At 42.1% G+C, this 14,920-nt stretch carries 13 protein-coding genes and 1 pseudogene; 8 read left to right on the top strand and 6 right to left on the bottom strand.

The genetic code is table 11. The features are described from left to right. A pseudogene (locus PSE72_RS13335) lies at nt 1-531 on the bottom strand (signal recognition particle-docking protein FtsY); the annotation flags it as partial. A gap of 276 nt (nt 532-807) precedes the next feature. Between PSE72_RS13335 and rsmD the strand changes: the two are divergent. Both rsmD and PSE72_RS13325 read left to right on the top strand, forming a co-directional pair. Then, on the top strand, nt 808-1,389 hold the full coding sequence (gene rsmD, locus PSE72_RS13330; protein WP_164529175.1) for a 16S rRNA (guanine(966)-N(2))-methyltransferase: 582 nt from the start codon (nt 808-810) through the stop codon (nt 1,387-1,389). A 10-nt stretch (nt 1,390-1,399) separates the two neighbouring features. Continuing rightward, nucleotides 1,400-1,696, top strand: coding sequence for a DUF1145 family protein (locus PSE72_RS13325; protein WP_004908141.1), 297 nt, complete (start codon nt 1,400-1,402; stop codon nt 1,694-1,696). A gap of 5 nt (nt 1,697-1,701) precedes the next feature. Here PSE72_RS13325 and PSE72_RS13320 read toward each other — a convergent pair whose 3' ends face one another. After that, nucleotides 1,702-2,055, bottom strand: coding sequence for a DUF2500 domain-containing protein (locus PSE72_RS13320; RefSeq protein ID WP_115167944.1), 354 nt, complete (start codon nt 2,053-2,055; stop codon nt 1,702-1,704). Between the two features lie 121 nt (nt 2,056-2,176). On the opposite strand from PSE72_RS13320, the gene PSE72_RS13315 reads away from it, so the two are divergent. From PSE72_RS13315 to PSE72_RS13305, 3 genes are all read left to right on the top strand, one after another. Continuing rightward, the gene (locus PSE72_RS13315; protein ID WP_004908138.1) at nt 2,177-2,806 is read left to right on the top strand and encodes a lysoplasmalogenase; all 630 of its coding nucleotides are present in this window, start codon (nt 2,177-2,179) and stop codon (nt 2,804-2,806) included. A gap of 175 nt (nt 2,807-2,981) precedes the next feature. Then, nucleotides 2,982-5,381, top strand: a complete 2,400-nt coding sequence (locus tag PSE72_RS13310; RefSeq protein WP_115167945.1) for a zinc/cadmium/mercury/lead-transporting ATPase — start codon at nt 2,982-2,984, stop codon at nt 5,379-5,381. A 198-nt stretch (nt 5,382-5,579) separates the two neighbouring features. Continuing rightward, complete coding sequence (locus PSE72_RS13305) at nt 5,580-6,509, top strand: Rpn family recombination-promoting nuclease/putative transposase (RefSeq protein ID WP_272690981.1); 930 nt, start codon at nt 5,580-5,582, stop codon at nt 6,507-6,509. Between the two features lie 51 nt (nt 6,510-6,560). Here the strand turns inward: PSE72_RS13305 and tusA are convergent, their stop codons facing one another. Then, on the bottom strand, nt 6,561-6,809 hold the full coding sequence (gene tusA, locus PSE72_RS13300) for a sulfurtransferase TusA (protein WP_004908132.1): 249 nt from the start codon (nt 6,807-6,809) through the stop codon (nt 6,561-6,563). A 168-nt stretch (nt 6,810-6,977) separates the two neighbouring features. Between tusA and PSE72_RS13295 the strand changes: the two genes are divergently transcribed. Beyond that, nucleotides 6,978-7,646, top strand: coding sequence for a 7-cyano-7-deazaguanine/7-aminomethyl-7-deazaguanine transporter (locus PSE72_RS13295; protein WP_004908130.1), 669 nt, complete (start codon nt 6,978-6,980; stop codon nt 7,644-7,646). A 91-nt stretch (nt 7,647-7,737) separates the two neighbouring features. On the opposite strand, the gene glpC is transcribed toward PSE72_RS13295, so the two are convergent. The 3 genes from glpC to glpA are packed head-to-tail and all read right to left on the bottom strand — an operon-like array spanning nt 7,738 to nt 11,868. Next, nucleotides 7,738-8,931, bottom strand: a complete 1,194-nt coding sequence (glpC, locus tag PSE72_RS13290; RefSeq protein ID WP_109911654.1) for an anaerobic glycerol-3-phosphate dehydrogenase subunit GlpC — start codon at nt 8,929-8,931, stop codon at nt 7,738-7,740. After that, nucleotides 8,928-10,223 carry a glycerol-3-phosphate dehydrogenase subunit GlpB gene (gene glpB / locus PSE72_RS13285; RefSeq protein ID WP_115167947.1) on the bottom strand — a complete coding sequence of 432 codons (1,296 nt, stop codon included), beginning with the start codon at nt 10,221-10,223 and terminating at the stop codon, nt 8,928-8,930. The genes glpC and glpB overlap by 4 nt, the downstream gene beginning before the upstream one ends. Beyond that, nucleotides 10,213-11,868, bottom strand: coding sequence for an anaerobic glycerol-3-phosphate dehydrogenase subunit A (gene glpA, locus PSE72_RS13280; protein ID WP_115167948.1), 1,656 nt, complete (start codon nt 11,866-11,868; stop codon nt 10,213-10,215). Before glpA ends, glpB begins: the two co-directional genes overlap by 11 nt. Nucleotides 11,869-12,303: 435 nt before the next feature. Between glpA and glpT the strand changes: the two genes are divergently transcribed. Continuing rightward, nucleotides 12,304-13,653 carry a glycerol-3-phosphate transporter gene (gene glpT / locus PSE72_RS13275; protein ID WP_109911651.1) on the top strand — a complete coding sequence of 450 codons (1,350 nt, stop codon included), beginning with the start codon at nt 12,304-12,306 and terminating at the stop codon, nt 13,651-13,653. 103 nt (nt 13,654-13,756) lie between these two features. Next, a complete protein-coding gene (glpQ, locus tag PSE72_RS13270) occupies nt 13,757-14,830 on the top strand; it encodes a glycerophosphodiester phosphodiesterase (RefSeq protein ID WP_213942885.1) in 1,074 nt (357 codons plus the stop codon). Nucleotides 14,831-14,920: the final 90 nt, after the last annotated feature.

The following is a 14,920-nucleotide window of genomic DNA, read 5'->3' as shown; positions in this document are numbered from 1 at the left end:
GGCGGCTTGAATTGCAGCTAACTCTGCTTGGCGACGCTGCTCTTCCGCTTCCTCTGCCGCTTGAATCGCAGTTAACTCAACTTGACGCTGACGTGCCATTTCTTCTTCAGCAAGACGCATTGCTTCCGCTTCTTGGCGTTCACGCTCGGCTTTTTCTTCCGCCAGTTTTTTCTCTTCGGCTTCTTGGCGTGCTTGTTCCGCTTGCTCTTCGGCAGCTTGAAGCTCTGCTAGTTTAGCTTCCCGCTCACGTTCTGCTTGCTCGGTTGCCGCATCAATCGCAGCTTGTTGTGCTTCATACTGACGCTGAGCTTCATCTTCTGCCGCTTTAATAGCAGCTTGCTCAGCTTGATGTTGACGTTCCGCTTCGGCTGTTGCGGCATCAACCGCAGCTTCATGGGTTGATTGGTTTTCGACGTCATTAACCACATCATTTTGTTGAGTTTGTTGTTGCTCTTGTTGCTGGGTTTCTTCTTCATTTTTACGCCCAAACCCCAACCATGAAAAAAAACCTTTTTTCTTGTCTTTAGCCATTTGCCACTACACTCCTCGCGGTAAAAATATGGCACTCGATAATCAAATCGCAATAAAATTATATGCAGTCTACCATTTCATCGCTCAGCAACACATATCTGAAAGAAAAATCCTGTCAATTTAATCTGAATTTTCGTGTTAAAACTGTGAAAATGAAGCACTATAATTGAAATACAGCCAATCAGAGATAACAACACTGCAACTTATCGCCTGACAGGTATACAATAGTAACAATCAAATTTAAGTACATAAACCCGTTAAGCAGCAATAAACATTATGGCAAAAAAACCACAATCCCCCTCTTTAGGGCAAATTCGTATTATCGGTGGAAAATGGCGCGGAAGAAAGCTGCCAGTTCGTGATAGTGAGGGCTTACGCCCAACTACAGACAGAATTAAAGAAACGTTATTTAACTGGTTGATGCCAATCATTCGAGATGCGCGTTGCTTAGATTGCTTCGCAGGCAGTGGCTCACTGGGCTTTGAAGCACTTTCTCGTTTTGCAGAAACAGTCACCTTTATTGAGCTCGATAAACACAACGCCCAATTATTGACTGAAAATAAAACTCGCTTACAAGCTGATAACGCAACCGTAGTGAATCACAACAGCCTAAATTTTTTAAGCCAAGCAGGTACACCTTTTGATGTCGTTTTCATTGACCCACCATTTCGCAAAGGACTGCTCAATGAAACCATTCAATTGTTAGAAAAAAATCAATGGTTAGCTGAAGAAAGCTGGATATACGTTGAGTCAGAAGCGGAGTCACCACTTACTGACATTCCAGCTAACTGGCAACTTCATCGCGAAAAAATAGCTGGGCAAGTCGCATATCGCCTTTTTATTCGAACTTCACTTTAGGGACAAAAACATGTTTATCAATATTGGACGCCTGCTCATGATTTGCGTTTGGGGTTTTATGGTCTTTAACCTCGTCCATCCATTCCCTAAGCCATTGAAATATTTTATGGATATTGCAATGGTGTTCATGGTATTTATGCATGCACTGCAAACTATTTTCCTAAAAGCAACGCTTCCTAAAGGGGAAAAAATCTCTGGTTTAGTTCAACTACGCATTTTCTTTTTTGGCGTATTCGAAATGTTAGCCATGCAGAAAAAAACCAAAGCCGCTTTAGAAGAAGCAAAGAAAAGGCAATCAGACCAGTAAAAACTTTATGATGCAGGCTCGAAACGAATAAACCGAGTTCCTTGCATCGTGAGTTTTCCTTCACTGCCTAACGCTACGCTTTGGTATTGTTCTTCTGTCACAATCGTTTTGATAATTTCGCCGCTTGAGCGCGTTTTGAAATAAATTTCATAGCGGAAGGTTTCAGGGGAAACAACATCTCGTTCACGAGAACGCATGTTAGGATAAGGGTAATCCTTTTTGTTATCCACCTTGACCAAATAGCTCACCGGCAAAGAGTTATCATTAATTTCATTTTGCTTGCGTTGGTCAAAAAAACGCTTAGTAGCAAGAACCGCAATAACCGCTAAAACAATAATCAATAGTATGGGCTTGTTCATAATGTATGCTTTTCACTTAAAAAATCCGTCATGATAGTTTATCTTATTTAACTAAACAGGACACGTTTCTAAGTTGCCAGACCACTGCCGTGTCATTCATTGAACATATAAGGATGTGTATATGATTAGTTGGCCATTCCTCGCAGTACTCTTTTCTGGTTGGTTATATGTCGATGCCGCCTACCGAGGACCTGGGTGGCAACGTTGGTTATTTCGCCCGATCACACTGCTGCTTTTATTACTTTGGGGGTGGAGTTCCGATGATCTTAACCTGCAAAACTACCTCATTCTTGCTGGATTGCTAGTTTCTCTTGTTGCAGATCTTTCTCGTATGCTTTCAAGTGAGCACTTACTAGCTTCTGTCGCATTGATGTTCTTAAGTTATTTGATTTACACCATCAGCTTCGGAATGCAACTAAATTTCGGGCTCTATCTACCTTGGCTAGCCGCCCCCCTGATTGTCGCTGCCATTACTTTAGTATTTATTTGGGGCAAACTTGAAAATCTTCAAGCCATTGTTTTTGCATCACTAATAATGTGTATGATTATGGCATGGGTTGCTGGTGACCAATATTTTGGTCTCGGTCGTGAATATAATTTTTCAATCATGGTTGGTGCATCTCTGCTATTTCTTTCTAACTGTGTTTGGCTAATTGCTCGATTCCGTCTTCCATTTAAAGCTTCAAAAGCTGTTGTTGCAGCGCTCTATTTCCTTGGGCAGTTCTTTATTGTGCGGGCAATTTACTTGTAATTACTACCTACTTGTAATTACTACCTGCAAAGACTAAGCCAATTGATTAAAAGTGCTATTTGAGAATTTTATCAATTGGCTCCCCCTTTTTGGTTTGACTCTGGAGTAGACTCCAGAGTGTAGACTTATCAACAATGAATGATAAAACGGATCATTGTTTGATAAGGGGGGGCTTATGCACTCACACTCTCATAAAGAAAATCATGTACATAGCAGTTCTTGTTGCTCTAGTAAAAGTACTTGCTCATCTGCTATCGCTGAAAATGACAAAAAAGTGAGTAACGACTCACATACTTCCGAGCACAGTACAGTGAAGAAAAACCCTGATGACGATGAAGAAGCTCATCATCATATCGGGGGCCATTCTGCGCATGAGCATGCAGTAAATGACAATCATCATGAGGGACATAACCACCAGCATGGTAATAGCTGTGGTTTAACTCCGGATGTCGCGAATGAAGTTGAGCCTACCCAAGCGGCTAGCCAGCGCTTTAGCTGGATAATCCGTGGTATGGATTGCCCAAGTTGCGCAAATAAAATTGAAACTGCAGTTAAGCAAATCAGTGAAGTAAAACAAGCCAAAGTATTATTTGCCACAGAAAAACTTGTGGTTGATGCCAACACAGATATTAGTGTGGCAGTTCGCTCTACCGTTGAAACTGCGGGTTATGAATTACTTGAAGTCGGTAGCAATAGTGCGGCAGCAGCTCCACCAAGCTTAATTAGTGAAGCTAAGCCTGTCATTATTTTAGCGATTTTAATGGCTATTAGTTGGGGGATTGAATTTATCAATCCACAGTTGGGTAATATTGCCTTTATTTTAACCACCCTGTTTGGGTTATACCCAATTGCCCGTAAATCATTACGCTTAATGCGAACGGGTTCACCTTTTGCCATCGAAACATTGATGACGGTTGCCGCAATAGGCGCAATCTTTATTCAAGCAACAGAAGAAGCCGCAATGGTTATCTTACTGTTTATGTTAGGCGAAATGTTGGAATCTTATTCTGCCGGAAGGGCCAGACGAGGTGTTAGCGCCTTAATGGCACTGGTTCCAGAAGATGCCGTTTTAATCAAAAATGGGCAAAAAACGACGATTCCCGTTGCACAATTGCAACCAGGAGACATTATTGAGATTGCACCAGGTGGGCGTTTACCTACAGATGCCGTGTTAGTATCTGGTTTTGCCAGCTTTGATGAAAGTGCATTAACGGGTGAATCTGTACCTGTCGAACGTAATATTGGAGATAAAGTGGCTGCAGGCTGCTTATCTGTTGATAGAGCCGTTCAAATGCAGGTGGTATCAGAGCAGGGTCAAAATGCGATTGACCGCATTTTACAGCTGATTGAAGAAGCAGAAGAACGTCGCGCACCAATAGAACGTTTTATTGATCGCTTTAGCCGTGTATACACACCAATCATCATGCTGATTTCCGCATTAGTGATTGTTATTCCACCTATTTTCTTCAGCGCACCATGGGAAACATGGATTTATCGCGGGTTAACACTGTTATTGATTGGTTGCCCTTGTGCATTAGTGATTTCAACCCCTGCAGCAATCACCTCCGCGTTAGCTACAGCCACACGGCGCGGTGCTTTAATTAAAGGGGGAGCCGCATTGGAGCAACTGGGAACTATCACGACCATTGCTTTAGACAAAACGGGCACACTGACAGAGGGTAAACCTCATGTCACTAACTTAGTCCCTGTTGAAGGCTTGTCAGAAAGTGAATTAGTACAAATCACCGCATCTGTTGAAGTGGGTTCACATCATCCCCTAGCAAAAGCGGTAGTAAATAAAGCTGGAGCGTTATCCCTAAGCATTACTGAAGCCCAAGAGCGTAAAACCTTATCAGGCAAAGGTGTTGAAGGTGTACTGAATGGTAAACGTATACTGGTAAGTGCACCAAACCGCCTTGATACGCCATTAAACAGTGAGTGGCAAAGTAAAGTAGAAACCTTAGAAGCAGAAGGGAAAACGGTTGTTGTCACACTCGAAAATAACCGTGTGATTGGTTTAACCGCACTGCAAGATACATTGCGCAAAGATGCTGCGGATACGATGAGCATGCTAAAAGCGCTCAACGTGAATGCCGTGATGCTGACAGGTGATAACCCTCGAGCAGCAAGTGCTATTGCAGGCCAATTAGGCATGGAATACCGCGCAGGGTTATTACCGGAAGATAAAGTCACTGCGGTTATGGAGCTTAACCGAAACCACAGCACGATGATGGTCGGTGATGGCATTAATGATGCTCCAGCAATGAAAGCGTCTAGTATCGGTGTTGCCATGGGCAGTGGTACGGATGTGGCATTAGAGACTGCCGATGCCGCGTTAACTCATAACCGTTTAACTGGGCTCGCAGAGATTATTGCGCTATCTCGCGCAACACGAAAAATCATTCGTGAAAATATTGCGATTGCCTTAGGGTTAAAAGCCGTATTCCTCATCACCAGTTTGTTGGGAATTACCGGGCTTTGGGTCGCCGTTCTTGCTGACTCCGGTGCAACAGCACTCGTAACAGCAAACGCAGTGCGCCTATTACGCGTTAAATTACCTCAAGTGAAAAAGTAATTTATATCAACTGATTTAAACGCCACAATAAGTGGCGTTTTTTCTTTTACAACCTTTCCAATAAACACTGTTATTACAATATGTTAAATACAATTTTAACTTAAGAATTAGGACTAACTTTTTCTCCATCAACCCCAGATTCCACTAAAATGCATTTTGAAAATCACTCTTTTGGCAAGGTATTAGCGGGTATTGGGTATGGTAAAAAATCACAGTTCAACGCCACATGACGCTGCATTTAAAGGGTTTATGTCTAAACTTGATAATGCACGTGACTTTTTTGATATTCACTTACCCAGCCATATTAAGCAATTATGTGATTTCAAAACATTAGCGATAACAAATTCTTCTTTCATTGATAACCAGCTACGAACTCGTCTTTCGGATATGCTCTACACTGTCGAGACACAGCAAGGTGAAGGCTATATTTATATGTTAGTTGAACACCAATCAACACCCGATAAGCTAATGGGTTGGCGGATGATGCATTATTCGTTCCTTGCCATGAATCAACATTTACAACAAGGCCATCATGATTTGCCACTGGTTGTGCCAGTTTTATTTTATCATGGAAAGGTAACGCCTTATCCATATGATGCTAAGCCGTGGACACACTGTTTTCCGTGGCCAGAAATTGCATCAAACTTATATAGTCAACCATTTCCGCTCGTCGATATTACTGTCATTGATGATAATGAATTCGTAAACCATCGCAAAGTTGCGGTTATGGAACTCGCGATGAAGCATAGGGACTTAAGAGATAACATAGAAAAAGTCACGCAGCTGCTAGCTGAAGCGATGAATCAAAATTATCATCATAGCGATGACATCATCACTATTTTCAATTACTTATTTATTACTATGGATTCACCTCACTTTGAAATAGTGGTTAACCAACTTATTGATCAAATTGAAAATAACCAAGAGGCGATTATGAACATTGCGCAACGATTAAAAAATCAAGGAATACAAGAAGGCATTGATATTGGTGTAAATAGAGGCATAGATATTGGAGCAAACAAAAAACAACATGAAGTTGCTCTGAAAGGTTTACAACTCGGTACAAGTATTGAGCTTATCTGTCAGCTCACTGGGTTAACTCATCAGGAAGTATTAAATCTACAATAAATCCCCCTGCCTTTTGGCAGGGATGGATACAATACAGTTAGCTAATGGCGGTTAACTCGATTTTTTACGTAACAAATAACGATACGGAGCATTCTCAGCCTCTACCGCTAATAAATCATGCTCCATAAAGCGGCAGAAACCAGGGATATCGCGTGTGGTTGCTGGGTCATCAGCAATAATTAACAACGTTTCCCCATCAGCCATATTACGAACTGTTTTGCGCACTAACATCACAGGCTCTGGGCATCGTAACCCTAGCGTATCAAGGGTTTTCGTTGGATTAGCAAATAAATCAGACATTAAAAAACACTTCTAAAAGGAATCAATAGACTAATTATATAATAAAACGCTCATTGATAAATGAACAGTTTTGCTTTTGTTGCGCAACGAGCGTATGATGCGCTGTTCCCAAATGTTGGGATGTATTTCATGGGTTCCCTCACCCCATTGTGACTAAAAAGGTACAATATGTTTAATTTTACTGCGCAGCAAAAAGCCACTGCGTTAATTTGGCTTTCGTTATTTCATATTTTAATCATTACCTCTAGTAACTACCTCGTGCAGTTGCCAATTAATATTTTTGGCTTCCATACCACTTGGGGTGCTTTTACTTTTCCATTTATTTTCCTTGCTACTGACTTAACCGTACGTATCTATGGTGCACCGCTGGCTCGCCGAATTATAACTGCGGTCATGTTGCCTGCATTACTGATTTCCTACGTTATTTCAGCGTTGTTTTTCCAAGGTGAATGGCAAGGTTTTACCGCTTTATCTGAGTTCAACCTATTCGTTGCTCGTATCGCCGCGGCAAGCTTTATGGCTTACGTACTTGGGCAAATATTAGATGTCAGCGTATTCAATAAGTTGCGCCAAAATGCACGTTGGTATGTGGCACCTGCCTGCGCTATGTTCTTTGGTAACTTAATTGATACTATCGCATTCTTCTTTATTGCATTTTTCCGCAGTAGCGACCCCTTTATGGCCGCAAATTGGGTCGAAATCGCGTTAGTTGACTATGTTTTCAAGTTACTTATTTGCATGCTATTTTTCTTACCTGCTTATGGTGTGCTTTTGAATTTTATCTTGAAATATTTCTTTGCAAACTCAGATAAAAAACAGTTAGTCAATCAGCACTAAACAAAAAAGGAGATAGCTAAATGCTATCTCCAAATAAGTTTAACTGAGCTAAAACAAAGAATAACAACCCTACAATTCAATTAATTACATGCTATAACGCTCTTGCTAGGAGTGAAATCGGGTGCTCACACTTCTTACTTGTCGACATCTCAATTTGCCACTTACAGGTTTCACAGTCAGTAATCACCATATCAGCGCCACTTTCTTCGATTTGGCGGAATAATCCTGCGCCAATCCCTTGAGAAACTTCATAGTTTTCTTTTTTGAAACCATATGTTCCAGCAATACCACAACATTGTGAATCCAGCACAATCAGCTCAACACCTGGTACACGTTTAATTAACTCTAACGTGTAGGAAGTCCAACCCATTTTTTCCATGTGGCATGGTGTGTGATAGGCCACTTTTAACGGTGTGTGTTTGAGCTTCAATTCACGCCCTTCTTCAAGTAGGCGATAGATATAACGTGTTGCCAGCTCAATGTTGTCACGCATCGCTGAAGTGTCGACGTCTAAAACATGGGTATATTCATCACGGATAGTAAAGGTACAGGTTGATGATGTCGCCACCACAGGTACATGTTTCTCAAGAATCGTTTCTTGTAATGATTCAAGATTAACATTCGCTTGGCGTTTCGCTTGTTTCATGAACCCATTGGCAATTAACGCAACACCGCAACATTTTTCGCGTTTAAGTAATTGAACGCCAATATTCATCCCATTGAAGACTTTGATCAGGTCTTTCCCAAGTTGAGGATGGTTATAGTTCACATAGCAACCATGGAAGAATGCAACTTGTTCTTCATATTTGGCTTGTTCAGCAGCTTGTTTTGCATACCAACGACGGAAAGTCCCAAACGAATATTTAGGTAATTCACGGCGATGGTCGATTTTCAATGCTTTATCAAGAATTTGACGAACCGGTTTTAACCCTGTAATGGTATTCACCACGGGTGCAAATGGTGTCGATAACGAGCCCATTAAATCCGTGTGGCTTAATATTGCATCACGAATTTTAGGTTTTTGCTGGCTATAAGTATTACGTGCGCGTGCGATAATATCACCGATTTTTACATCAGATGGGCAAGCCACTTCGCAACGCTTACAGTTAGTACAATATTTAAGCGCCTCGTCATATAACATCGGGTCTTTTAAGCGTAAACGCTCACCGTCAGGCCCTGCTTGTTTAGGCCCTGGATACAATGGATTAACTTTTGCGACAGGGCAATAAGTGGTACACACCGTGCATTTTATACAGCTTTCAAAGCTTGCATCTTGAATACTCATTGTGCCACCTCCGCCTGCATCGCTTTATTTTTACTCATTTCATTGATTATTTGATTCGCTACATATAATGCGCTAATCATTGATACGCCCGCACCACAACCTTGAGTAAGAGGATCAAAACCGCCTAATACGGCACCTGCTACATAAAGATTAGAAATGGCTTTTCCCTCTTTTTGTGCGCGTAGTTTTTCATCGGTTTTCACGCCAAAAGCCATATAAGGCTGGGAAGCGAAAAACTCTTTATTGGTCCATTTTGCACGTTCTGAAATTTCACACAGATCCAATTGCATCAAAGGCTCATAGACACGGTCAAATTCGGCTACCAACCCATTATTGAAAAAACTCCCTGTCGCTAGAACGAAATGCTTAGCTTTTAAAGAGATATCACCATGATTGCGAGTTTGTACCGAATCAATTACCCCATCGATACAATTCACTGAAGTGACTTTATCACCAGGCATCACAATACCGCCTTGGCGACGAAATTGACGCAATAGCAACTCATGTAAACGAATACCTAATAATGATGGCGGTAAAGTCGGCAGTAAGAATAAGGGTTTACCTAACCGTTTTTGTAACTCAATTAATGGCTCATCACTATCAAGTCCTACACAAGCAGGCATGAATATGGTGTCGGCATCAGCCACTAACGGGAGAATTTCTTCAACCATTTGCGCCATATTCTCCGGCCTATCCAACCAACGAGCGACATTAATTGCCCTAAATTCACTCGGATTTTCTCTCAAACGGTCAAGTAAAGGTAAATGAACATAATGAGAACTGGCTTCTATCCCATCACGCTGTAGTTCATCCGCCACCATTTGTGGTTGGAAATCTAAAAACCCTTCGATACCAACAACTGCAATTTTCCCCATTGCCATTTTTTGATGTAAGCCCACCGTTGGGACAGATTCAGGGCTGAGCCACGTCATGCGCTTATGGCCTAAAGGTGTAATGCGATAATGATTTTCTTCACAAGCGCCTTTTAAATGGACTCCTGCTTGCTGCAATATTGACTGTGCCATATGCGCTAGCTCAGTAACTTGCGATTTTCCAATTAAACTATAAGGGTGAGCTGGCGACTGTTCCTTTAACGCATCAAGCATTTCTAATGGTTTTTCAGCAGCTTGCCCATCCGGTAAGTGTGTGAGTAAATCTAATGAACCTGAAGAAAAATGCAGCGCATTTTGCCCAGCGCTAACAATTGCACAAGACAGGCCTGATTGTGTTAAACGAATACCACAAAGTAACCCTGCGAGGCCGCCGCCCATTACCACAGCATCATATTTCATTATCAGCCTCCTTTTGTGCATCCTTGCCTAGTATCGCTTCGTTCATGCCACATAATCCATGATATACCCAACTGGTAAATTCACTTTCACGCAGTGCATCCCCCCAAGCAATTGGACGTACACCTTTCCATCGCTCATTCAGGAAGTGGCCCAGTTGTTGCTCTGTTTCATGAGGCGTTGTGACATTAAAACGATTGAGTAAGCCCGCAGCCCGGCAAGCACATAATTCACCTTGGCAAGTTCCCATCCCCACTCGGGTACGACGCCTTAAATCAAGCAAGTTATTGACCGTCAATGAATTAACAGCATAACGTACTTCACCGGCAGTAACGGCTTCGCACTCACAGACTAAACTTTTATCGAGCCTATCCGTACTGAGAATGGCAGAAGCTCTGTCGCCATGACGGTAAACTGCTGAGCCACGAATAGGAGCAGGAATAGAAACAACGTTACGTAAGGCTTCTTCTGCGCTGTGCTGCGAGCCCGGTAACGGCGCTTCTGCGGTTGTACATTTGGCGCTATGACCCAGTTTTTCGCAAACTTTATCTGTAGCCCATTCCGCCATCAGGCGATAAGTCATCAACTTGCCACCCGTAATGGTGATGAAACCTTCTAAGCCATCACGTTTAGCGTGGTCTAACAACACAATACCACGGCTCACATTACGCCCTGATGGGTCATCATCACTGGCAACTAATGGTCGAACGCCTGCATACGCACGTAAAATGCGCGTTGTCGCAAGTGCAGGAGACAGCATTGAACCTTCGCGAATAAGAATATCCACCTCTTCAGGGGTGACATACATATTATCAATTTGATCATATTCAATATGAGTCGACGTAGTGCCAATCAGGGAAATCGTATCGCCGGGAACCAAAATATCGGCATCTGCAGGTTTACGGCAGCGGTTTATCACCATGTTATTCAAGCGGTGGCCTAAAATTAATAGTGCGCCTTTTGCAGGGAACATTTTAATTTTTAATTCGCCATACTCTGCGATTTTTTGCCCCCAAATTCCGCCTGCATTAACGACAATTTCTGCATAAATATCATACTGTTTCTTGGCATGGTGATCATAAACCGTCACGCCACGTACAGTATCACCATTCCGAATCAAACCAATGACTTCGTGATAAGTTAATACTTTCGCGCCATGCTCTCTGGCATCTAACATATTTGCTGCAGTCAAACGAAATGGGTCAACCGTGCCATCAGGAACACGAACCGCACCGATTAGATGTGGGTTAACGGAAGGTTCAAGGCGAATAGCCTCTTTAGGGTCAATCGCCGTCGCATCAATACCTGCAGCGTGGCAAGCCGTAATGAATTGTTGCTGATACTCTAAGCTGTCTTCGGGGAGGGTAATAAACAAACCATCTGTTCGCTCAATACAGTGATGCGCGATACGCTTTAAAATCTTGTTCTCTTCTATACATTCTCTGGCAGACTCACCATCAGTGACTGCATAGCGCGCGCCACTATGAAGTAATCCATGGTTACGCCCGGTCGCACCAGTCGCAATATCATGCCTTTCGAGTAAAACGGTTCTTAGACCTCGGCGAGCGCAGTCACGAGCGACCCCTGCACCTGTTGCGCCACCACCAATAATGATGACATCCGTTTCAGTCACAGATGAGCCATTCATGTCGCATTCCTCACATTAATAAACGTTTCTATAATAGATAAGTATAGGTTCTATTTTTATAATCTATTATTAAATATAGCCCAGAAACGCGATCAATGTTTGATAAGGAACAAAAACGAAAGCAATAGATCCATTTTCAGTGTTTTAAAGAACAAAATCGTGATGGAAATCACAAAATAATTAACATTTCTAGTTCCATTCCATTCACAAATGTCATTTACTATGCAACCTCATAAACAAAATCAATAATTGTGCGTTGGATTACAGATAAATTGTTTTTTAACGACTACAATTTAGAGCAATTAAGAAAATAAAGACTCTTAAATTACTCGATTATTTTCGTTTTTGTTACTTCACCAATAATAAACACTCAATATTTCTCTGAAGTAGAGAATGGAAGTGTAAATAAAAATTAGCATGCCATCGGAGGCGTATATGTTAAGCATTTTTAAACCAGCACCTCATATACAGAGGCTGCCAGCTGATAAGGTAGATCCTGTCTATCGTAAGCTTCGCTGGCAGATCTTCATGGGTATTTTCTTTGGTTACGCAGCGTATTATCTAGTCCGAAAGAACTTTGCGTTAGCGATGCCATATCTTGTTGAACAAGGTTTCTCTAAAGGTGACCTTGGTTTTGCATTATCAGGGATCTCAATTGCTTACGGATTTTCTAAATTTATTATGGGGTCGTTTTCCGACCGTGCAAACCCGCGTTATTTCTTACCAGCAGGTTTGATTCTCGCCTCCGCGGTGATGTTAGTCATGGGCTTCGTGCCATGGGCAACATCGAGCATCATGGTAATGTTCGTATTACTGTTCCTTTGTGGTTGGTTCCAAGGTATGGGTTGGCCTCCTTGTGGACGTACCATGGTTCACTGGTGGTCACAAAAAGAACGTGGCGGTATCGTTTCGGTTTGGAACTGTGCGCACAACGTCGGTGGTGGTATCCCTCCATTACTGTTCATGTTAGGTATGGCATGGTTTAACGACTGGAAAGCTGCGCTGTATATGCCTGCATTGGCTGCTATCCTTGTTGCAATCATTGCATTTGCGTTAATGCGCGACACCCCGCAGTCTTGTGGTCTTCCTCCAATTGAAGAGTACAAAAACGACTATCCAACTGACTATAAAGCATCAGATGAGCAAGAGTTAACTGCAAAAGAAATCTTCATGAAGTATGTTTTCCCAAACAAACTGTTATGGATGATTGCGATTGCTAACGTGTTCGTTTACTTACTGCGTTATGGTGTTTTGGACTGGTCTCCAACTTACCTGCGTGAAGTTAAACACTTCGCAATGGACAAATCTTCATGGGCTTACTTCTTATATGAATACGCAGGTATCCCAGGTACGTTACTGTGTGGTTGGATGTCGGATAAAGTCTTCCGTGGTAACCGTGGAGCCACTGGTGTGTTCTTCATGGTTCTGGTAACCATTGCAACTATCGTGTTCTGGATGAACCCAGCTGGTAACCCAAATGTTGATATGGCATGTATGTTGATCATCGGTTTCCTAATCTATGGTCCTGTTATGTTGATTGGTTTGCACGCCCTTGAACTTGCACCGAAAAAAGCAGCAGGTACAGCCGCAGGATTCACAGGCTTGTTCGGCTACCTCGGTGGTTCTGTAGCAGCAAGTGCTATCGTTGGTTATACCGTAGACTACTTCGGTTGGGACGGTGGCTTCGCTGTCATGATCGGTGGTTCAGCATTAGCGGTTGTTCTACTGTTTATCGTCATGTTGAGCGAAAGCAAACATAAACGTGAATTAGCAAACTCACAATAAACATTCATCAAATGTTCATTGTTAATCGCTAGACTCGTGGGCTATATCAAAAAATGATGTAGCCCATTTTTTTACCCAAATAAAGTGCCAAGGAGATATAATCATGAGCTTTCCATTAAAAACATTGGTGGCTAGTATGGTTTTAGTGATGTCAGTGTCTGCTGTAGCTCAAGCTTCAAGTAAAGTTGTCATTGCACATCGTGGTGCAAGTGGTTACTTACCGGAACATACCCTACCTGCAAAAGCAATGGCTTACGCACAAGGTGCTGATTTTCTTGAGCAAGATTTAGTTATGACGAAAGATAACGAGCTCGTGGTCTTACATGACCATTATCTCGATCGCGTGACAGATGTTGCTGAACGTTTCCCTGAACGCGCCCGTAAAGATGGCCGTTACTATGCGATTGACTTTACCCTTGATGAAATCAAATCACTCAATTTTACGGAAGGATTTGATATTGTTGATGGTAAAAAAGTGCAAAGCTATCCGAACCGCTTCCCAATGGGCAAATCAGACTTCCGCGTTCACACCTTCCAAGAAGAGATTGAATTTGTTCAAGGACTAAACAAATCAACGGGTAAAAATATTGGTATCTACCCAGAAATTAAAGCCCCTTGGTTCCACTTACAAGAAGGCAAAGATATCACCAAAAAAACACTCGAAGTCCTTAAAGAGTATGGCTATACCACCAAGGATTCCAACGTTTATCTACAGTCATTTGACCCTAATGACCTAAAACGTATCAAAAATACCTTGATGCCAGAAATGGGGATGGATATTAAATTAATTCAATTGATTGCTTACACCGATTGGAACGAAACTCAAGAGCAAAAACCTGACGGAACTTGGGTTAATTACAATTATGATTGGATGATGAAACCGGGTGCAATGAAAGAAATTGCGACCTATGCAGATGGTATTGGCCCTGATTATCATATGCTAATTAGTGAAGAATCCACGCCAACTAATATCAAAGTGAATGGCATGGTTAAAGAAGCTCATGATAACAAAATGGCAGTGCATCCGTTCACTATCCGTGTTGATAAGCTGCCAAAATACGCCAAAGATGGGCAACAGCTTTATGACATTATTTATAACCAAGCCGATGTCGATGGCGCCTTCACAGACTTCCCTGACTTAGGGGTTAAGTTCTTAGAACAGCAGAAACAAAAATAGTTTTCTGGGACAAAATAAGAATGCAGCCATTTGGCTGCATTCAGACTGCTGACAAACATATTATGTTTGGCAGCAAGTCTAATCGGTTTT

This window comes from Providencia sp. PROV116 (assembly GCF_028482485.1).
GTDB classification, from domain to species: domain Bacteria; phylum Pseudomonadota; class Gammaproteobacteria; order Enterobacterales; family Enterobacteriaceae; genus Providencia; species Providencia rettgeri.
Note: the sequence above shows the minus strand (reverse complement) of the source record. Positions and strands in the feature narration are given on the sequence as shown.

Bases quoted from the DNA above. Each gene is read 5' to 3' on its own strand.
- rsmD (WP_164529175.1), top strand. From the start codon at position 808: ATGGCAAAAAAACCACAATCCCCCTCTTTAGGGCAAATTCGTATTATC.
- PSE72_RS13325 (WP_004908141.1), top strand. From the start codon at position 1,400: ATGTTTATCAATATTGGACGCCTGCTCATGATTTGCGTTTGGGGTTTT.
- PSE72_RS13320 (WP_115167944.1), bottom strand. From the start codon at position 2,055: ATGAACAAGCCCATACTATTGATTATTGTTTTAGCGGTTATTGCGGTT.
- PSE72_RS13315 (WP_004908138.1), top strand. From the start codon at position 2,177: ATGATTAGTTGGCCATTCCTCGCAGTACTCTTTTCTGGTTGGTTATAT.
- PSE72_RS13310 (WP_115167945.1), top strand. From the start codon at position 2,982: ATGCACTCACACTCTCATAAAGAAAATCATGTACATAGCAGTTCTTGT.
- PSE72_RS13305 (WP_272690981.1), top strand. From the start codon at position 5,580: ATGGTAAAAAATCACAGTTCAACGCCACATGACGCTGCATTTAAAGGG.
- tusA (WP_004908132.1), bottom strand. From the start codon at position 6,809: ATGTCTGATTTATTTGCTAATCCAACGAAAACCCTTGATACGCTAGGG.
- PSE72_RS13295 (WP_004908130.1), top strand. From the start codon at position 6,978: ATGTTTAATTTTACTGCGCAGCAAAAAGCCACTGCGTTAATTTGGCTT.
- glpC (WP_109911654.1), bottom strand. From the start codon at position 8,931: ATGAGTATTCAAGATGCAAGCTTTGAAAGCTGTATAAAATGCACGGTG.
- glpB (WP_115167947.1), bottom strand. From the start codon at position 10,223: ATGAAATATGATGCTGTGGTAATGGGCGGCGGCCTCGCAGGGTTACTT.
- glpA (WP_115167948.1), bottom strand. From the start codon at position 11,868: ATGAATGGCTCATCTGTGACTGAAACGGATGTCATCATTATTGGTGGT.
- glpT (WP_109911651.1), top strand. From the start codon at position 12,304: ATGTTAAGCATTTTTAAACCAGCACCTCATATACAGAGGCTGCCAGCT.
- glpQ (WP_213942885.1), top strand. From the start codon at position 13,757: ATGAGCTTTCCATTAAAAACATTGGTGGCTAGTATGGTTTTAGTGATG.